This is a genomic window from Serratia sp. CY27727, assembly GCF_052169275.1.
In the GTDB taxonomy this organism is placed as follows: Bacteria; Pseudomonadota; Gammaproteobacteria; order Enterobacterales; family Enterobacteriaceae; genus Serratia; species Serratia sarumanii.
The window spans coordinates 109,115-127,087 of the sequence record NZ_JBJNLB010000004.1; the positions used below are offsets into that span (position 1 = coordinate 109,115).

Annotated in this window: 17 protein-coding genes and 1 riboswitch; of the genes, 10 read left to right on the top strand and 7 right to left on the bottom strand. The window is 60.9% G+C overall.

Annotated elements, in window-relative coordinates:
• Positions 1-8: 8 nt before the first annotated feature.
• The 6 genes from ACJ8HB_RS13055 to ACJ8HB_RS13080 form a co-directional block, all read right to left on the bottom strand.
• Complete coding sequence (locus tag ACJ8HB_RS13055) at positions 9-1,544, bottom strand: phospholipase D family protein (protein ID WP_047567475.1); 1,536 nt, start codon at positions 1,542-1,544, stop codon at positions 9-11.
• 86 nt (positions 1,545-1,630) lie between these two features.
• Positions 1,631-2,422 (bottom strand): AraC family transcriptional regulator, encoded by a 792-nt coding sequence (locus tag ACJ8HB_RS13060; RefSeq protein ID WP_049196970.1) that lies wholly within the window; start codon positions 2,420-2,422, stop codon positions 1,631-1,633.
• A gap of 350 nt (positions 2,423-2,772) precedes the next feature.
• Positions 2,773-3,090 carry a cupin domain-containing protein gene (locus ACJ8HB_RS13065; RefSeq protein WP_015377878.1) on the bottom strand — a complete coding sequence of 106 codons (318 nt, stop codon included), beginning with the start codon at positions 3,088-3,090 and terminating at the stop codon, positions 2,773-2,775.
• A 341-nt stretch (positions 3,091-3,431) separates the two neighbouring features.
• A complete protein-coding gene (locus ACJ8HB_RS13070; protein ID WP_033653160.1) occupies positions 3,432-3,839 on the bottom strand; it encodes a DUF2000 domain-containing protein in 408 nt (135 codons plus the stop codon).
• Positions 3,840-3,891: 52 nt separating this feature from the next.
• Entirely contained in the window at positions 3,892-4,527 is a 636-nt protein-coding gene (locus tag ACJ8HB_RS13075; protein ID WP_094860076.1) for a helix-turn-helix domain-containing protein, read from the bottom strand.
• Positions 4,528-4,598: 71 nt separating this feature from the next.
• Positions 4,599-6,479, bottom strand: coding sequence for a diguanylate cyclase domain-containing protein (locus tag ACJ8HB_RS13080; protein ID WP_047567481.1), 1,881 nt, complete (start codon positions 6,477-6,479; stop codon positions 4,599-4,601).
• A gap of 180 nt (positions 6,480-6,659) precedes the next feature.
• Positions 6,660-6,735: riboswitch (Fluoride riboswitch) on the top strand.
• A gap of 41 nt (positions 6,736-6,776) precedes the next feature.
• On the opposite strand from ACJ8HB_RS13080, the gene ACJ8HB_RS13085 reads away from it, so the two are divergent.
• Genes ACJ8HB_RS13085 through eno form a run of 3 tightly spaced genes read left to right on the top strand, consistent with a single transcriptional unit; the run spans position 6,777 to position 9,474 of the window.
• A complete protein-coding gene (locus ACJ8HB_RS13085; RefSeq protein ID WP_080298826.1) occupies positions 6,777-7,742 on the top strand; it encodes a DHHA2 domain-containing protein in 966 nt (321 codons plus the stop codon).
• 3 nt (positions 7,743-7,745) lie between these two features.
• Entirely contained in the window at positions 7,746-8,174 is a 429-nt protein-coding gene (locus ACJ8HB_RS13090) for a universal stress protein (protein ID WP_033648314.1), read from the top strand.
• Positions 8,175-8,190: 16 nt separating this feature from the next.
• Positions 8,191-9,474: a phosphopyruvate hydratase gene (eno, locus tag ACJ8HB_RS13095; RefSeq protein WP_047567484.1), complete on the top strand. Its 1,284-nt coding sequence runs from the start codon at positions 8,191-8,193 to the stop codon at positions 9,472-9,474.
• Here eno and ACJ8HB_RS13100 read toward each other — a convergent pair.
• A complete protein-coding gene (locus ACJ8HB_RS13100; RefSeq protein ID WP_047567486.1) occupies positions 9,461-9,883 on the bottom strand; it encodes a MerR family transcriptional regulator in 423 nt (140 codons plus the stop codon). The two genes, eno and ACJ8HB_RS13100, sit on opposite strands and share 14 nt — an antisense overlap.
• 71 nt (positions 9,884-9,954) lie before the next feature.
• Here ACJ8HB_RS13100 and ACJ8HB_RS13105 point away from each other — a divergent pair, with 71 nt between their 5' ends.
• The 7 genes from ACJ8HB_RS13105 to pqqB all read left to right on the top strand — a co-directional run bounded on the left by ACJ8HB_RS13105 (position 9,955) and on the right by pqqB (position 17,967).
• Complete coding sequence (locus ACJ8HB_RS13105; RefSeq protein WP_047567488.1) at positions 9,955-11,175, top strand: NADH:flavin oxidoreductase/NADH oxidase family protein; 1,221 nt, start codon at positions 9,955-9,957, stop codon at positions 11,173-11,175.
• 506 nt (positions 11,176-11,681) lie between these two features.
• Entirely contained in the window at positions 11,682-13,064 is a 1,383-nt protein-coding gene (locus tag ACJ8HB_RS13110) for a diaminobutyrate--2-oxoglutarate transaminase (protein WP_004937838.1), read from the top strand.
• An 18-nt stretch (positions 13,065-13,082) separates the two neighbouring features.
• The gene (locus ACJ8HB_RS13115; RefSeq protein WP_047571621.1) at positions 13,083-14,552 is read left to right on the top strand and encodes a pyridoxal phosphate-dependent decarboxylase family protein; all 1,470 of its coding nucleotides are present in this window, start codon (positions 13,083-13,085) and stop codon (positions 14,550-14,552) included.
• 141 nt (positions 14,553-14,693) lie between these two features.
• Positions 14,694-15,617 carry a LysR family transcriptional regulator gene (locus tag ACJ8HB_RS13120; protein WP_047567494.1) on the top strand — a complete coding sequence of 308 codons (924 nt, stop codon included), beginning with the start codon at positions 14,694-14,696 and terminating at the stop codon, positions 15,615-15,617.
• A 136-nt stretch (positions 15,618-15,753) separates the two neighbouring features.
• Complete coding sequence (locus ACJ8HB_RS13125; RefSeq protein WP_033653175.1) at positions 15,754-16,803, top strand: dipeptidase; 1,050 nt, start codon at positions 15,754-15,756, stop codon at positions 16,801-16,803.
• A gap of 117 nt (positions 16,804-16,920) precedes the next feature.
• Positions 16,921-16,998: a pyrroloquinoline quinone precursor peptide PqqA gene (gene pqqA / locus ACJ8HB_RS13130; protein ID WP_004937827.1), complete on the top strand. Its 78-nt coding sequence runs from the start codon at positions 16,921-16,923 to the stop codon at positions 16,996-16,998.
• 57 nt (positions 16,999-17,055) lie between these two features.
• Complete coding sequence (gene pqqB, locus ACJ8HB_RS13135; protein WP_041035095.1) at positions 17,056-17,967, top strand: pyrroloquinoline quinone biosynthesis protein PqqB; 912 nt, start codon at positions 17,056-17,058, stop codon at positions 17,965-17,967.
• Positions 17,968-17,973 lie beyond the last annotated feature (6 nt).

Below are 17,973 nucleotides of genomic sequence, written 5' to 3' on the forward strand. Positions count from 1 at the left end.
CCGCGCCGTTACAGCATCCATTCGATCGGCAGCCAGCCGGCCACGATGAGAACGATGCGTTTTACCCAGCCGGCGCCGGGCTCTTGCTGATGGATCTCGGTGTGGCCGTCTTCGAAGGCTTCGTTCCAGACCATTTTGCCCGCGGGCGTCAGCGCCGGGCGGTAGGCGGCGTATTCGAGCGGGCCATCAAACAGCTGGCGGGTGTCGGCCGCCAGCGTCGGGCTGTCGATCAAGAAGCCCATTTCGCAATTCAGGTGCGCCGATCGCGGATCGAAATTGAACGAGCCGATAAACACCCGTTTATCGTCGATGGCGAAGGTTTTCGCGTGCAGCGCCGCGCCGGACAGCCCCAGCGGTTTGAGTTCCTGCCGCCCCGTCGGCTGGCCGGCGCGCAGCTTCAGCTCAAACAGCTCGACGCCCGCCTGCAGCAGTTCACGCCGGTATTTGGCGTAGCCGGCATGCACCACCAGCACGTCGGTGGTGTTCATCGCGTTGGTCAGCACGCGAATGGATTTTCCCTGTTTGGCGAGCGATTCAAAAAAGCTCGCCCCTTCCCGGCCCGGCACGAAATAGGCGGAGACCAGATCCAATTGCCGGCCGACGCCGCCGATAATCTTGCTCAGCTGCGTCACCATCAAACGATCGCGCGAAGCCTTGCCCAGCCCTTTCGCCGGATCGTCGGCCACCAGCTCTACCTGGGTGAATTCCGGTTGGACGACGCCATCGCGAAAGCGCACCGCGCTGGTTTCCAGCTGCACCGCCAGTTTGCGGGCCCGTTCGCTGCTTTCGGTCGCGGTGGCCTGCGCCAGGAAGGCGAAAAGGTCGCCTTTGCCCCGGATAATCTGCTCAACGCCAAACACCGACGCGCTGTTCCAGTAGCGATCGAAGACCTCGGCGGTCTCCGCCACCACGTTGCCGACGCTCAGCACGTCGAGATCGAGGAAATAGTTTTCGTCGCCGACCTGGAAATACTCGTCGCCGATATTGCGGCCGCCGATGATCGCCACGGCGCCGTCGACGATGTAAGACTTGTTATGCATGCGCCGGTTCATGCGCATAAAGTCAAAGGCGTAGCCGGCCAGCTTCGGCGTGCGCACGGTTGACGGGTTAAACAGGCGGATCTCGACGTTTTCCTGGGCGTTCAGCGCCGCCAGGGTCTCGTCCATGGCGACGCCGTTATCGTCCAGCAACAGCCGCACGCGCACGCCGCGTTGAGCCGCGTCATACAGGGTTTTCAGCAGGATCTGCCCGGAGGTGTCGTTATGCCATATGTAGTACTGGGCGTCGATCGACCTTTCCGCCATCCGCGCCAGCGCCAGGCGGCTGGCGAAGGCATCGTGCCCGCTGGCCAGCGGTACCACGCCGCTCAGGCCCGGATGCGCCGCCATCAGTTCGGCGGCGCGCGCCGGCAGCTGGGCGGCAGGATCCGCCGGCAATGCCGCCTGCGGCAGACGCTGGGAGATATTCGGCAAACGAAAAATGACTCTGGCCGCAATAATGGCGATCGTCACGGCGAGAATCAGATACACGACAATTTTTATCACGGGAAGCGGCCTCGGAGGTTGACTGCTTTGCTTTATACGTCATTAGGTTGCTTCAATCTATAGGAGAAGCGCGCTATGCCATAAGGCTATAGCGTAAAGCGCGAAGGCGAAACGCCAAACAGTTTTTTGAACGCCACCGAATAGGCGCTGTGGCTCTCGTAACCGCTTTCGAAGGCGGCGTGGATGATCGAGTGGCCGGCCAACAGCAGCGGAATGGACGACAGCAGCCGCAGACGCTGTTTCCACTGGCCGAAGGTGATGCCGGTTTGTTGGCTGAAATGGCGTTGAAAGGTCTTTACGCTGATCGACAGTGAATCGGCCCAGGCCTCAATGCCGCGATCGTCGGCCGGCGTGATGACCAACTGCCGGCAAATCTCGGCCATTCTCGCCTCTGCCGGCCAAGGCAGGTGCAGCGCCAGCTGCGGCTGCAGGCTCAACTCCTCAAGGAACAACGCTCTGAGCAGCGCATTGCGTTGGGTCTCCGCCCCTTCGGGCGCCAGCGTCGCCAGCTGAGCGATCAGCTCTCGCAGCAGCGGTGAGACCTGCAAGACGCCGTCGCGCAGCGGCAAACGCGCGGCGGTGATTTCATCGACCAAAATCCCGTAAACGCAGATGTTGCTCTGCATGACGATCTGATGCTCTACCCCCGGCCGCAGCCAGACTGCGGTGGTGGGCGGCACGATCCAGCGCCCGCTGCTCGCCTCGACCGCCATAACGCCCTGCTGCGAATAGAGCAAGTGGCAGCGCCTATGCGAGTGGTAAGGAATGACGAAGCCCGCCGGATAGTGTTTCACCAGCCCCGTCACCTCGAACGAGGAGTTTTCGTGGCTGCTGAGGTCGATGCGTTTCGTTTCGGCGTTGTCGACTTCGAATCCCATGGCCTTTGTCCCTTTTGATAACGCGAATGTCTTTTATTTGATAGAGAGGCCGCATGATCCTCCATATAGTGACGCTGTCGCAAGCCACACCAGGGGCCTTATGCGAAGAAACTCACTATTTACACCAAAATTTCATCGTTCTGCGTAAAACGCAGGCGTTGCGCATGCGCTGCGCAATGGCGGCTCGTTGCGGGGGCGACGTGGCCGAAAGTGATGGATAGGGAAAGCGCGGTGGCATAATCAGGAGGTATACGCATCAATCAGCAGGCAGCTCAGCCCGGGGGGGCGGCTTAATGCTGAAGGGATAGGGAGAGCGCCTAGGCTCTCCTCCATCCAGAGTTGTTATTTCATCAACGGGCCAGCTCGGCGCCGTCCAGCTCGGAAATCGCCAGACAAATCACTTCCGTAATGGCCTGTACCGTATAGGCGGTATTGGCAGGAATGATTAACATCTCATGGGGTTGCAACGTCTGATCGTCAACCTTCAGTTCACCGCTCAGCACCATCAGTTTCACCCAGCCCGGATGAAAACGCGCCGGTTGCCGGCTGCCCGCATCCAGCTTCAGCAACGCCGTATGGCCAGGCGTTTCCCGTTTCAAAATATGAAAGTGTACCCCATCGTAAGGCATGTTTTCGTAATGCAGTGACGCCAGTGTTCTCTTATGCATGGTAAGTGTCCTCGTGTCCTGTGAGTAGCTGCTCCGCCTTCGGTCGCCGTAAAAACGATTGGCGGCTGTCCCTACCGAAAGCACAGGCTCGCAGCCTCTTGGCGAACGGATTAACTGTCGTACTTGCAGCGGCCCGACCGACCGCCGTTTCATGCCTAACCTGCCTCAGGCATGCTACTAAATATATAAGAGCCTCGCCGACGGCGCAAAAAACCGCGGTTCTTATCATTTAATGATGCCCGAACCTCATTCAAGTGTTGCCACCAAAACCCCCATTCCGCCATTCAGACGGCATGGGACGGGCCCCCTGCTTTCGCCGCCGGGCGGCGCACTTTCCAGCCCTAGCCGTGGAGCGCCAGGCCTTTTATCGCCTTATCCACCGCTTTCTTCGGCCCGCGCAGCGCCAGGCCGACCAAATCCAGATTGTCCGCGTCTTCAGCGCGAAAAACCTGGCGGTTGGCTTCATCGTGCCCGGTCGCGAACATGGCGTGCACATAGGGGATCAGCGTTAATTCCCGCTCCAATCCTTTGCGATGCACATTTTGCAGGCCCGGCAGATCCGCGGCGAAAATCAGCATCGGCTGCCCGGAAATGGCGCCGTAGCGTCTGCCCTGCGCATCCACGTAACGCTCGCCGATGATTTCCGGGGCCGCGGCGGCGATGCCCGTCGCCAGAAAGGCCACCACGTTCAGCCGCTGCCAGGTTGGCAGATCGTCACGCACGATAAACGCTATCTTGGTATCAAACATATTTCGCTCTACTCCGTTGTGCTGTTAAACGCGCATCATCGGAGATGGCAAGTCAACGGTATAGAACGTTTGTGCACTGGCGTTGATAGGCCGCCGGCGATAATCGGTAGGCGCGCTGGAACCAGCGGCCCAAATGGCTCTGATCGGCAAAACCCACCTGCATGGCGACCTGCGCCGGTTCTTCCCCCTGCGCCAACAGCAAGCGTGCAGCCCGCAGCCTCAACCGAACCAAATAAGCGTGCGGCGACTGGCCGAAAGCCCGGGTGAACTGGCGAGTCAGGCGGAAACGATCCAGGCCGCACTGAAGAGCAAGTTCATCCAGGCTGGGATTATCCGCCATATGTGCATGCAAGTAGTCCCGCAAGCGATTCATCTCAATTAAAGCGTCATCGCTTTGGGAAGTTGGCCGAACGCGAATATGCCGTGCCAAAAGCGTCAGCAGTTGATCCAGGCTTTGATCGCGCGCCAGCCGGCCTTCCCCCTGATGCAACGCAAAAAACGCCTGGTGGATCGCGGTCGCCAGCATCGGATCGTCGGTCAACGTGCTGTGGAAGGCGCCTTCCAGCATTTCATCATGATCGTGAGGATCGTAGGCATGCCCCTGAAAGTGAGCGTTGACGCTCTCAATACCGGTTTCGTCATCGCGTCGCAATTCGAGCCAGTCTTTATGTTGATGATTTGACGCCATGCAATCAGTCCGGAGTTCTGCTCACAGGAAAAGAAAAAACAGCTTACCCTGACACTGCCGCGGTTGCACGCTCACAGCTCGCAGATGGCGTAAGTGCCCTTTCCGGCCGATTTCGCCTGATACATCGCGCCGTCGGCGCGGGTCAGCAGCATCTCCTCCGTCACATCGCCGCGTGGGGAAATGGCCGCGCCGATGCTGGCGGAAAGCCGTACCTTCTGCGGCCCGATCTGCGTAATTGTGGCCAGTTGCGCCAACACGTTTTCGCAAAACTCGCTGACCTCGCGCCGCGGATCCGTCAACGGCCACAGGATCACCGTGAACTCGTCACCGGCCAGACGCGAGACGCTGTGGCGCTCGCCGGCGCAAGCGCTGAGCAACGTGGCGAAGGTTTTCAGGATCGCGTCGCCGAAGTCATGGCCATAGCTGTCGTTAAGGGTTTTGAAGCCGTCGAGATCGATAAACAGCAGCGCCATCTGCCGCTGATGGCAACAGGCCTGCAGCGTGCCCGACAACCGGCGCAGAAACGCGCGGCGGTTGGTCAATCCGGTCAGCATGTCGTGGGTCGCGTCATATTCCAGCCGCTGCTGCAGCCGCTTCAGTTCGGTGATGTCCATAGCGAGAATGTAAAAGCCCTGCGCTTCGCACGGCACCAGCGTGGTGTGGATCATCAGCAGCCCCTGCCGGGTCTGCAGCTCATTCTCAAAACTCACCATTTCGCCCGCGAGGGCCCGTTCGATCATCGGTTTTGCTATCCGATAAACGCTTTCCCCCATGAAATCGCGCACCGTCATCCCCCTGAGGCTGGACTCCTCCAGACCGAACCAGGTTTTGTAGGCGCTGTTGGCGAACAGGTAGCGTTCATTGCCGTCGATCTGGCTGATTAAGGCCGGCATGTTGTCGGTAATGGCGCGCAGACGCTCCTTCTCCGCACTGAGCTGATATTCGGCGAGCACGCGGGTTTCAATCTCTTCGTTGAGTTTTTTGACCACCACGTTCAGTTCCCGCGTGCGGGTTTCGACGCGTTCCTCCAGCTCATGCTGCAACGCGAACAGATCGGCCTCGGCCGCCTTGCGCTCGCTGATATCGACGATAACCGAGATGAAATGGTCCGGTTTGCCGTTCGGCAAGCGATTGAGCGCCACCGTCAGCTGCACCCAAACGATCGAGCCGTCGGCGCGGAAATAGCGTTTTTCCATCGAGTAGGTGCTGATTTCATTTTTCAACAGCTGCTGCAGCTTTTCCAGGTCGGTATTGAGATCGAGCGGATAGGTAATGTCCTGGAAGGTGCGATCCATCAGTTCGCGCTCGGAATAGTGCAGCATTTCGCAGATGCGCGGGTTCACCCGCAGCCAATACCCCTGCAGCGAAACCAGCGCCATCCCTACCGCCGCCTGGGCGAAGGTCTGTTCGAACAGGGCCTCCGTGCGCCGCAGGTCGGACTTCAGGTTTTCGGTATAGACGTGGCGCTCAATACTCTGCAGATACTCCTCCACCACGGCGGCGAAATCATGCAGATCGGCCAGTTGTTCCGGGGAAAACGGCTGCGGGTGACTGTCGATAATGCACAGGGTGCCGAGCGGCAGCCCGTCGAGCGACAGCAGCGGCTGCCCGACGTAGAAACCGATCCTCGGCCCGCCGATCACCAGCGGATTATCGAAAAAGCGCGGGTCGTTGGCGGTATCGGGCACCACCAGCGCTTCGCGTTGCAAGATCGCATGGCCGCAAAACGAGATATTGCGCGGCGTTTCCCGGGCATCCAGACCGTAGCGCGATAAAAACCATTGGCGATCCCGGTCGATCAGCGACACCAGCGCAATGGTCACGCCGAAGTATTTCGCCGCCAGCCGCGTGATGCGATCCAGTTTTTCCACCGAGTTTGAATCCAGCACGTTCAGCGAATTCAATACCGACAGGCGTTCGGCTTCGTTTTCGGGGAAGCAGGGTTCGAGCATGTTGTCTCCCATTGTGTCACCCACGGATCCGGCGCAGCCAGCCGGCGTGAGTCCGTTCGCCCTATCCGTCGGTCAGCGACAAATATCCTTGTCCATCATAGACTCACTCAGTATCAATCCGATTGCGCATTCTCGCCAGCTTTGCCGGACGTTGCGTTTGCCACCGCGCTGCGCTACAGTCGTTCACAAGGTGATGGTGTTCCACCTTTCCCAACCGCCGCGTTCACTCGAACCGGATGATGACGCCTGATATACAACTTCGCTTTATTTTTTTAGGCAGGTATGTCAGGAGTCGCTATGAATGAAATCTCACGTCTTACCCTTTTTCCGTCCCAGCCCGATCTCACCGTGCGGGAAAAGCCCCTGTACGTTTTCGGCCATAAAAATCCCGACAGCGACAGCATCTGCAGCGCGCTGGTGGTCGCGGACTGGCTCAATCACCTCGGCAAACCGGCCGTGGCTTTCCGCCTCGGCGAACTGACGCCGGAAACCCGCTACATACTGGCCACCGCCGGCGTGCAAGCGCCTGCGCTGCTGAAAGGCGATCTCCGTGACCGTAAAGTCTGGCTGGTCGACTTTACCGATATCGAACAAGGCCCGGCCTCATTGCCCGACAGCGACGTGGTCGGCGTTATCGACCATCACCGGCTGGGCACGTTAGTCACCCGCAACCCGCCCGATGTCTGGGTGCGCGCCGTCGGCTGTTGCGCCACCGTGATCCTGCAGATCCTGACGGCAGAAAAGCCGATGCCACTTAACGCCGCGCAGGCCACGCTGCTGCTGGGCGCCATCCTGAGCGACACCGTCGCGCTCAGTGCGCCGACCACCACGGAACAGGATCGGCTGGCGGTCACCCGGTTGCGCGCAATCTCTCACATCGACTATGACGCTTTCATCGCCGGGCTGCTGGCCGCCAAAACCGATCTCTCCGGGCAATCCGCCCCGCAGTTGCTGCAGCGCGACGCCAAGAATTACCGCATCCATACCGTTTCGCTGCTGCTGTCGCAGATAGAAGTGCGGGCCATGAGCGACATCGATCCGCTGTTGCCCGCACTGCAACAGGCGCTTGAACAAGCGAAGCAGGAAGCCGGGCTGGAGATGGCTGCACTATTGGTCACCGATATCACCCGCCGCCGCTCCACCCTGTATTTCTCGTCGAACCGGGTGCTCGGCATTCGTCAGGTATCGCTGCCCGATATGACGAGCCGAAAAAAAGAGGTTTTACCGTGGTTAACCCTCCAGATCGCTAACGCAGGGAGATAAGTCATGCCGCTCTATCAACACGCTTTACTGCTGGTACAGGATGAACGCGACGGCCGGCTGCTGTTGCGCCATGCCGAACGCCTCAATCAGCAGATGAATACGCGCATTACCGTGGCGCACATCAGCGCCGACTATGCCGAGCTGGACTACCTCAGCGATGCGCAAACCAAAGATCGCCAGTCCAGCGAGGTGATCGCCGCCAAAGCCATGCTCAGCCGCCTGGTGGAAGACTGCTCAATCCCCCTGGAGGTGCGCGCAATCGTCAGCATCCATCGCTTCAAAGACGTCGAAGCCCTGATTGCCCGTGAAGGCGTCGATCTTTTGTTGCTCGGCCATCAGAACCGTCCGTTTGGCGTCTTTGCCTCCTTCGGTTTCGAATTCATCAACCATTTATCCATCGACGTGCTGATAAAACACGTTCCCACTCCCTAGAACGAGGTGACTACCCATGAGCTATGAGATTGAAAGCGTAACCGCCAGAGAGATCCTGGATTCGCGCGGCAACCCGACCGTCGAAGTCGACATGAGCGCGGCGGGCGTCGTGGCCCGGGCTTCGGTGCCTTCGGGAGCCAGCACCGGGTCGCGCGAGGCGGTGGAGCACCGCGACGGCGATCCGCACCGTTTCGGCGGCAAAGGCGTACTGGAGGCGGTGCACAGCGTCAAAACGGCGATCAATGAGGCGCTACTCGGGGTGGATGTGCGCCAACAGGCGGAGATTGACCGCCGGCTGATCGCGCTGGACGGCAGCGAGAACAAGAGCCGATTGGGGGCCAACGCCCTGCTCGGCGTTTCTCTGGCCGCCGCCCGCCTCGCGGCGCAATTGTCGCAGCTGCCGCTGTATCGTTATCTGGGCGGCATCGGCGCCAACCTGCTGCCGGTGCCCTGCATGAATATCATCAACGGCGGCGTGCACGCCCGGTGGCAAGGGGCGGACTTTCAGGAGTTTATGATAGCTCCCCTGGGCGCGCCGTCGCTGCGCGAGGCCGTGCGCTGGGGTAGTGAAGTTTATCAGGCGCTACGCCAAATCCTGTTGGAAAAAGGCCTGTCGGTCGGCGTCGGTGACGAAGGCGGTTTCGCGCCGGCGGTCGCCTCAAATCGCCAGCCGCTCGAGCTGATCGTGCAGGCGATAGAAAAAGCCGGCTACCGGCCGGGAGAAGATATCGCGATCTGCATGGATCCGGCCTCGAGCGAATTCTACGCAGACGGCAAGTACCGTCTGCGCAGCGAGAACCTCGAGTTGGACGCAGCCCAGATGACGGCCTATTACCAACGGCTGGTGCAGGACTTCCCCATCGTGCTGATTGAAGACGGCTTGGCCGAAGACGATTGGGCCGGCTGGCGTATTCTGAGCGATGCCCTGGGCGACCAGGTGGAGCTGGTCGGCGACGATCTGTTCGTCACCAACGTGAAATACATCCAGCGCGGGATTGATGAACGGTTGGCCAATGCGGCGCTGATCAAGCTGAACCAGATCGGCACGCTGAGCGAAACCTTCGCCGCCGTACAGCTCTGCCAGGCGAACGGCTGGGGCACCTTTATCTCGCACCGCAGCGGTGAAACCGTCGACAGCTTTATCGCCGACATGACGATCGCGATGCGAGCCAGCCATCTGAAAACCGGCGCGCCGAGCCGCGGCGAGCGCATCGAAAAATACAATCAGCTGATGCGCATCGAAGACCAGTTGGGCGCCGCGGCGGTGTATGCCGGGCGTTCCGCCTTTAAACGCCGCTAAGCTTTGCCGGCCGGGCCGGCGATGCGTCGGCCTGTTTTTCGCCCTTGGCTTGGCACAGCCCGGCGACACCTGACTCCAATAAGGTCAGCCGGGTCGTCAACAAGGTTTCTCGTTGTTCATTCAGCGTGGCCATCATCAGCTCGATCTCCGCCAGCCGTTCATCGACGCCACGTATCAACCCATCCTGATAAGCGCTGCCCTGCAGCGCCAGCACGCGTTGGATCGCCTGCAGCGAAAAACCCAGATTCTGGCCGATTTGGATCAGGTGCAAACGCTCCAGCGCGCTGTCGCCGTACACCCGATAGCCGTTGACGCCGCGCACCGGTTTCGGCAACAACCCCAACTGCTCGTAGTAGCGTATCGCCGAGGCGGCCATGCCGGCGCGCTGCGCCAATTCTCCGATCTTCATGCCCTATTGACCTTAAAGTTAACTTTAAACCTAGTATAGCGCCATTCCCCGTACGACAGGAGCGCAAACCGATGTTTACCCCACTGACACTGCCCAACGGCAGCCGTTTATCCAACCGTCTGGCCAAGGCGGCGATGGAAGAAAATCTGGCCGCCCCGGGCCAATTGCCCGGCCCGGCGCTGTGGCGCTTATACCGCTACTGGGCCGAAGGCGGCGCCGGCTTGATCATCACCGGCAACGTGATGATCGACGGCCGCGCCATGACCGGCCCCGGCGGCGTGGTGCTGGAACAGGACACGCCGCTCGCCCCGTTCGAAACCTGGGCCAAGGCCGCGCGCCAGGGCGGCGCGCAGGTGTGGATGCAGCTTAACCACCCGGGCCGGCAGGTGATGGCGAACATGGGCGGTAACGCGTGGGCGCCCTCCGCCATCCCGCTGGCGATGGGCAAGCACAGCAAGCTGTTCGCCCAGCCGCGGGCGATGGATGAAGCGCAGATCGCCGAGGTGATCGCGCGCTTCGCCGCCAGCGCGCACGCCGCCGAACAGGCCGGTTTTACCGGCGTGGAGATCCACGCGGCGCACGGCTATCTGATTTCCCAGTTTCTCTCGCCGCTGACCAACCAGCGCAACGATCGCTGGGGCGGCGAGCTGGCGAACCGCGCCCGGTTGCTGCTGGAAGTAGTGCGTGCGGTGCGCGAGCGCGTCTCGCCGGAATTTTGCGTGGCGGTCAAACTGAACTCCGCCGATTTCCAGCGCGGCGGTTTTTCATCGGACGATGCCCGCCAGGTGGTGCTGATGTTGAACGAGTTGCCGGTCGATCTGATCGAACTGTCCGGCGGCAGCTACGAAAGCCCGGCGATGCAAGGCGACACGGCGGACGGCCGCACTCTGGCGCGCGAAGCCTATTTTCTGACCTTCGCCCGCGATCTTGCCGCCGTCGCGCGCATGCCGGTGATGACCACCGGCGGCATCGCCCGCCCGTCGGTGGCGCAGCGGGTGCTGGACAGCGGCGTCGCGGTCGTCGGCATCGCTACCGCCATGGCGGAAGTGCCCGATCTGCCGCGGCGCTGGCAAACCGGCGCGGCCCCCCATGCGCTGCCTGCCCCGGTCACCTGGCGCAGCAAGGTGATGGCGTCGCTCGCCCGCATGGCGTTGGTCAAGCGCCGGATGCGCGCGTTGAGTGACGATCGGCCGCGCAATGTGCGCTACTCACCGCTGTTCACGCTGGTCGTCGATCAGTGGCGTACCCGCCGTATCCTGCAGCGTTACCACGCCTGGTTACAGCAACGTTAATGACCGCGGCGCCGGCAAACACGCCGGCGGCCGCACAAAAATCCCGCTTTTTTGATCGCGCTACGTAAAATCTGCAAGAAATCACCGCTCTGGATACTGCGCTTTTAACGCTCGGCTGCTTATATTCATCACAAATTTTGTGTATATAACCGCTTTAGGACTTAAGGTGGTGAATAGATGAAAATAAGCCGCTATTTTCTATTTATGTTATTAATCGGAAATTCACCTTAATAATAAATGCATTAAAGAAGCAGCCAAAGGAAAGCAGAAAAGCATTTTTACGCAATGTTAAAGAAATGTTGTTTTTTGCCGGCAAAACCAACGGTCAACAAATCAACAACATATTGATGAGCCTAAGAAAAAACTAAACAATTCAAAACAAAATCGGCTATTGAGTCCCAGGCGAAAAAGCCATATATTGGTCGCGCTTTTCACAAGGCAGTTACTTTTCTAATTCATTAATTCAATCGTTGCGTCTTGAGACCTTCGGTTGTAGGAGAGATATGATGACGGATAAAGTCCGTATTGATACTTTAGTTGCAAACTCATTAAACGGAAACAATGAAACCTATTTGGCGCGCCAAGCCGAATTTGAGTCGAATGTTAGGAGTTATCCGCGCAAATTGCCGTTGGCAATTGCGAAAGCCCAGGGCGTTTGGATCACTGATGTTGAGAATAATCAATATCTTGATTGCCTGGCCGGGGCGGGAACGTTGGCTCTTGGACATAATCACCCCGACGTCCTGCAAAGCATCCAAAATGTCATTACCAGCGGCTTGCCGTTACATACTCTCGATCTCACGACCCCGTTAAAAGATCGTTTCTCCGATTACCTGCTCTCTCTGTTGCCGGGCGAAGGCAAAGAATATTGCCTGCAGTTCTGCGGCCCGTCCGGCGCCGATGCGGTGGAAGCCGCGCTGAAGCTGGCGAAAAAGCACACCGGCCGTTCCGGCGTGATCAGCTTCTCCGGCGGCTATCACGGCATGACCCACGGCGCGCTGTCGGTCACCGGCAACCTGTCGCCGAAGGCGGCGATCAACGGCATGATGCCGGAAGTGCAGTTCATGCCTTACCCGCATGAATACCGCTGCCCGCTGGGCATCGGCGGCGAAGCCGGCGTCAAGGCGCTGACCTACTACTTCGACAACCTGATCAACGACGTGGAAAGCGGCGTGCGCAAACCGGCGGCGGTGATCCTGGAAGCCGTTCAGGGCGAAGGCGGCGTTAACCCGGCGCCGGCCGAGTGGCTGCAGCGCATCCGCAAAGTGACGCAGGAGCATGGCATTCTGCTGATCATCGACGAAGTTCAGGCCGGTTTCGCCCGTACGGGCAAGCTGTTCGCCTTCGAACACGCGGGCATCGAGCCGGACATCATCGTGATGTCGAAAGCGGTCGGCGGCGGCTTGCCGCTCGCGGTGCTGGGCATCAAGAAAGAGTTCGACGCCTGGGAACCGGGTCACCACACCGGCACCTTCCGCGGCAACCAGCTGGCGATGGCCACCGGCCTGACCACCCTGCAATACCTGAAAGAGCACAAGGTCGCCGACAAAGTGGCCGCGCAGGGCGAATGGCTGAAAGGCAAACTGGCCGAGCTGCAGAAACGGTATCCGGTGATCGGTCACGTCCGCGGCCTGGGCCTGATGATCGGCATCGAGATCGTCAAGCCGAACGAAGCGCAGGATCACATGGGCTGCTACCCGGCCGATGGCGAGCTGTCCGCGTTGCTGCAGAAAAAGTGCTTCGAATCCGGTTTGATCCTGGAGCGCGGCGGGCGCAATGGCTGCGTGCTGCGTCTGTTGCCTTCCCTGCTGATCACCAACGATGAGCTGGGTATTTTCCTGGATAAATTTGAGCAGGCGCTGTTGGCCGCCGGCGTCAAGCCAGTCTGATTGGAGCGAATGACCGCGATGTCCAAGTTAAACCCGATTCTGGCTTCCTCGGCGCACAGCGCCGAGGCTTACCGCCAGGCGATCGCGCAGAGCAGTGAAGCCGTCGTGCAGTGGCTGCAACAGCCCGAGATGTATCAGGGCAAAAGCGTTGCCGAACTGCGCGAGCGCATCAAGCTCGACTTCACCCCGCAAGGCCTGGGCAACCAGGCGGCGATCGATCGCGCCATCGAGTACTTTTTGAAAGACAGCCTGTCGGTGCACCACCCGCAGTGCGTGGCGCACCTGCACTGCCCGAGCCTGGTGATAAGCCAGGCCGCCGAAGTGCTGATCAACGCCACCAACCAGAGCATGGATTCCTGGGATCAGAGCCCGTCGGCCACGCTGATCGAAATGAAGCTGATCGAATGGCTGCGCGCCCAGGTTGGTTACCAGCCCGGCGACGCCGGGGTGTTCACCAGCGGCGGCACCCAGAGCAACCTGATGGGGCTGATGCTGGCGCGCGATGCATTCTTCGCGCGTCAGGGCCACTCCGTGCAGCAGGACGGCCTGGTGGGCGATCTGCGCAAGCTGAAGGTGTTCTGTTCTGAAAATGCCCACTTCTCGGTGCAGAAGAACATGGCGCTGATGGGCCTCGGCTATCAATCCGTCACCCTGGTGAAAACCGATCGCTTCGCCCGCATGGACGTGAACGATCTGGCGGAAAAACTGGCGCAGGCCAAGGCCAACGGCGAGCAGGTGATGGCGATTGTCGCCACCGCCGGCACCACCGACGCCGGTGCCATTGACCCGCTGCGCGACATCGCGCGGCTGGCGGCGCAGCAGCAGATTTGGGTACACGTGGATGCGGCCTGGGGCGGCGCGCTGCTGCTTTCCGAGCAGTACCGCGACTACCTCGACGGCCTGGAACTGGTGGACTCCATTACCCTGGACTTCCACAAGCAGTTCTTCCAGACCATCAGCTGCGGCGCCTTCTTGCTGAAAGACGAGCGTCACTATGAGCTGATGCGCTATCAGGCGGCCTACCTGAACTCCGAGTTCGACGAAGCGCAAGGCGTGCCGAACCTGGTGTCCAAGTCGCTGCAGACCACCCGCCGCTTCGATGCGTTGAAGCTGTGGATGGGGCTGGAGGCGTTGGGGCAGAAGCAATACGCCGAGATCATCGATCATGGCGTGACGCTGGCGCAACAGGTAGCGCGTTACATCGCCGATCAGGAATCGCTGGAACTGGTGATGCAGCCGCAGCTGGCCAGCGTGCTGTTCCGCTACCGTCCGGCACAGCTGGCGGCGAACGGCGACGCGGCCGTCGCCCTGTTCAACCAGCGCATCGGCGACGCCCTGCTGGAATCGGGCCGCGCCAACCTCGGCGTGACCGAGTTCGATGGCGTAACCTGCCTGAAGATGACGCTGCTGAACCCGATCGTGACGCTGGAAGACATCAAGCTGTTGCTGGCGCTGGTCGAGAAAACCGCGCAGCAGCTGCCGGCGTAACGTCGCGCAGTCTGCCACTCAAGCCGATAACTTGCGTTATCGGCTTTTTTATTGCTCATCAGATCGCAGGAGACGCAGCGTTTACGCTAATATACTGCAGCAAACGCCTTCTCTCATTCCAGCGCCACAGGATACGCACGCATGGCCGACCCTGATTTCAACCTGTTGATCGCGCTCGATGCGCTGCTGACGGCGGGCAGCGTCGTCGGCGCCGCACGGCGTCTCGGTTTAAGCGCTTCGGCGATGAGCCGCACCCTCAACCGGCTGCGCGCGGCCACCGGCGATCCCCTGCTGGTTCGCGCCGGCCGTCATATGGTGCTGACGCCCTATGCCGAAACGCTGCGCGAGCGGACGCGAAATACGGCATTCGAAGCCCGTGCGCTGCTGCGCCCGGCGCAGGGAGCATTAGATCCCGCCGAGCTGGATCGTACCTTCACGCTGCGTGCCAACGACGGCTTCGTCGAAGCCTTCGGCCCGGCGCTGATCGCCGCCGCTGCCGAACAGGCGCCGCGGGTGCGGCTGCGCTTTGCGCCCAAGCCGGAGAAAAGCGACCGCCCGCTGCGTGAAGGGCTGGTCGATCTGGAGATAGGCGTGCTGGGTGACATGGGCCCGGAAATCCACCTGCAGGCGCTGTTTCGCGATCGCTTCGTCGGCGTGATGAGAAGCGCGCATCCCTTGGCGCCGCAGCGGGAAATCGGCGCCGCCGACTATGCCGCCTGCGGCCACGTGGTGGCCTCGCGCAGCGGGCGCATTCTCGGGCCGGTAGACGCCGCGCTGGCGGAGCTGGGGCTGACGCGCCAGATTGCCGCCGTGGTGCCGAGTTTTCCGGCCGCGCTGGCGGTGGCGCAGGCCTCGAACCTGCTGGCGCTGTTGCCCGCCTCCTTCCTGCACGCTCAACCGGCCGACGGCCCGCTGCGCGTCTTTGAGCTGCCGGTGAAAACGCCGCCCATTACCGTGTCGCAAATGTGGCACCCGCGCCTAGACGCCGAGGCGGATCACCGCTGGCTGCGGCAATTGGTGCTGTCGGTCTGTCGCCAGCGCGTGCAGGAACCGTTTCGCGAATAGTGACAATGTCACTAGATTTTGCATTACTGACGTCGAGTGATCCAGCCAACGGCAAAGCCCCCATACCCTGAGGGTTGTTCCCCCTCGCGCGATGGGAGAACATAGCGTTCACGATGCCTGACTCAGTGAAACGCTCATGACGCTTCCCCCTCTCTGGCCGGTATTCGACGGCCATAACGACCTGCTGCTCAACCTGTGGCTGCAGCACGACGACGATCCGGCCGCCGCCTTCTATTCCCGCGTCACGCCGGGCCACCTCGATTTCTCCCGCATGCGGCGCGGCGGATTTTTCGGCGGACTGTTCGCGGTATTTATTCCCCCGGTCAGCTATATCGCCCAGATGCGCAACCAAACGCAGGACGAGGCGCAGGCCGCCTTCGATCCGCTGGCGATCGCCGAACGGCAGATCGCCATCCTGCAGCAATTGGAACAGGCTTCTCAGGGGCGGCTGCGCATCTGCCGCACCGCCACCGAGATAGAACAGTGCCGCCTCAACCGGCAAATCGCCGCGGTGCTGCATATCGAAGGCGCCGGCATGATCGACGCGGAGCTGACGCAGTTGGAGGCCTTCTACCGGCTGGGCGTGCGCAGCATCGGGCCATTCTGGAATCTGCCGAACGCCTTCGGCACCGGCGTCAGCGGGCCGTTCCCGGGCTCACCCGATACCGGCCCCGGCCTGACGCCGGCCGGCGAGGCGCTGATCCGCGCCTGCAACCGCCGCCGCATCATGATCGACGTCTCGCACATGAACGAGAAAACCTTCTGGCAAACCGCCGCGCTGAGCAACGCGCCGCTGGTCGCCACCCACTCCAACGCCCACGCCCTCTGCCCCCAGCCGCGCAACCTGACCGACGCACAGCTGGGCGCCATCGCCCAGAGCGGCGGGATGGTCGGCGTCAATTTCGGCACCGCCTTCCTGCGTGCGGACGGTAAACGTGACAGTGCAACAACCGGCTTAACAGAAATTGTTAAACACGTTGAGTATTTGATCGCTAAACTTGGTGAAGATCGCGTGGGATTTGGCTCTGATTTTGACGGGGTCAACGTACCGCAACCGCTGGAGGACGCCGCTGGCCTGCCGCGCCTGACGCAAGCGCTGGCGCAGGCCGGGTTCGATAACCGGTTGCTGGAGAAGCTGACCTGGCGCAACTGGCTGAACGCGCTCACCGCCGCCTGGGGTGAATAACCCGGTTACGCTTTAAAGGTTGCGATCTCCGTCACATTTCGCCAACATTGGGCCGGCCGAATGCGAACGTTTCTCATTGGGTTCGACTTATTACGATGCATGCAAAGGAGCACCGCTATGACTACCTGGACTAAACCTGAGTTTGTTGATCTGCGTCTGGGGCTGGAAGTGACGCTGTACATTTCCAACCGTTAATCGCCCGTCTGCCCGCCTTTCGCGCGGGCATTTCTTTCCTTCTTTTCTGGTTTAGACATGCAGATAAAAGTTCTCGGCTCGGCGGCGGGCGGCGGCTTTCCCCAGTGGAATTGCAACTGCGACAACTGTCGGGGCGTTCGCGACCACAGCATCAGCGCCACGCGCCGCACGCAGTCCTCCATCGCCGTCAGCGACGACGGTAAAAACTGGGTGCTGTGCAACGTTTCCCCGGACATTTGCCATCAGCTGCTGGCCTCGCCCGAATTGAATAATCCCGAGGTGCTGCGCGGCACCGGCATCGGCGCGATCGTGTTGACCGACAGCCAGATCGATCACAGCGCGGGCTTGCTCAATTTGCGCGAGGGCTGCCCGCATCACGTCTGGTGCACCCCTGAAGTGCATGACGATCTCAGCACCGGTTTCCCGGTGTTTCCCATGCTCTCACACTGGAACGGCGGCCTGATTCACCACCCGGTGACGCCCGGCGAGCCGTTCCGCACGATGGTCTGCCCGAACGTGCGCTTTACCGCCATTCCGCTGCTCAGCAACGCGCCGCCCTATTCGCCGTTCCGCGATCGCCCGCTGCCGGGCCACAACGTGGCGCTGTTTATCGAAGATACCGCGCGCGGGGTCGGGCTGCTGTACGCGCCGGGCCTAGGTGAGCCGGACGAGGCGCTGCTGCCGTGGCTGCGCCGCGCGGACTGCCTGCTGATCGACGGCACGCTGTGGCGCGACAACGAGCTGGCCAACGCCGGCGTGGGCCGCAATACCGGCAAGGACATGGGGCATCTGGCGCTGGCGGAAGAACACGGGCTGGCGGCCCTGCTCGCCACCTTGCCCGCCAGGCGCAAAATCCTGATCCACATTAACAATACCAACCCTATCCTCAATGAAGACTCGGTAGAGCGGCAAAGCCTGACCGCCGCCGGCATTGAAGTGAGCTGGGACGGCATGAATATCGAACTGTAGGGAACC

What these genes read in the sequence shown, in the direction of transcription:
- ACJ8HB_RS13060 (WP_049196970.1), bottom strand. Translation starts at nt 2,422, where the DNA reads ATGGGATTCGAAGTCGACAACGCCGAAACGAAACGCATCGACCTCAGC.
- ACJ8HB_RS13065 (WP_015377878.1), bottom strand. Translation starts at nt 3,090, where the DNA reads ATGCATAAGAGAACACTGGCGTCACTGCATTACGAAAACATGCCTTAC.
- ACJ8HB_RS13070 (WP_033653160.1), bottom strand. Translation starts at nt 3,839, where the DNA reads ATGTTTGATACCAAGATAGCGTTTATCGTGCGTGACGATCTGCCAACC.
- ACJ8HB_RS13075 (WP_094860076.1), bottom strand. Translation starts at nt 4,527, where the DNA reads ATGGCGTCAAATCATCAACATAAAGACTGGCTCGAATTGCGACGCGAT.
- ACJ8HB_RS13080 (WP_047567481.1), bottom strand. Translation starts at nt 6,479, where the DNA reads ATGCTCGAACCCTGCTTCCCCGAAAACGAAGCCGAACGCCTGTCGGTA.
- ACJ8HB_RS13085 (WP_080298826.1), top strand. Translation starts at nt 6,777, where the DNA reads ATGAATGAAATCTCACGTCTTACCCTTTTTCCGTCCCAGCCCGATCTC.
- ACJ8HB_RS13090 (WP_033648314.1), top strand. Translation starts at nt 7,746, where the DNA reads ATGCCGCTCTATCAACACGCTTTACTGCTGGTACAGGATGAACGCGAC.
- eno (WP_047567484.1), top strand. Translation starts at nt 8,191, where the DNA reads ATGAGCTATGAGATTGAAAGCGTAACCGCCAGAGAGATCCTGGATTCG.
- ACJ8HB_RS13100 (WP_047567486.1), bottom strand. Translation starts at nt 9,883, where the DNA reads ATGAAGATCGGAGAATTGGCGCAGCGCGCCGGCATGGCCGCCTCGGCG.
- ACJ8HB_RS13105 (WP_047567488.1), top strand. Translation starts at nt 9,955, where the DNA reads ATGTTTACCCCACTGACACTGCCCAACGGCAGCCGTTTATCCAACCGT.
- ACJ8HB_RS13110 (WP_004937838.1), top strand. Translation starts at nt 11,682, where the DNA reads ATGACGGATAAAGTCCGTATTGATACTTTAGTTGCAAACTCATTAAAC.
- ACJ8HB_RS13115 (WP_047571621.1), top strand. Translation starts at nt 13,083, where the DNA reads ATGTCCAAGTTAAACCCGATTCTGGCTTCCTCGGCGCACAGCGCCGAG.
- ACJ8HB_RS13120 (WP_047567494.1), top strand. Translation starts at nt 14,694, where the DNA reads ATGGCCGACCCTGATTTCAACCTGTTGATCGCGCTCGATGCGCTGCTG.
- ACJ8HB_RS13125 (WP_033653175.1), top strand. Translation starts at nt 15,754, where the DNA reads ATGACGCTTCCCCCTCTCTGGCCGGTATTCGACGGCCATAACGACCTG.
- pqqA (WP_004937827.1), top strand. Translation starts at nt 16,921, where the DNA reads ATGACTACCTGGACTAAACCTGAGTTTGTTGATCTGCGTCTGGGGCTG.
- pqqB (WP_041035095.1), top strand. Translation starts at nt 17,056, where the DNA reads ATGCAGATAAAAGTTCTCGGCTCGGCGGCGGGCGGCGGCTTTCCCCAG.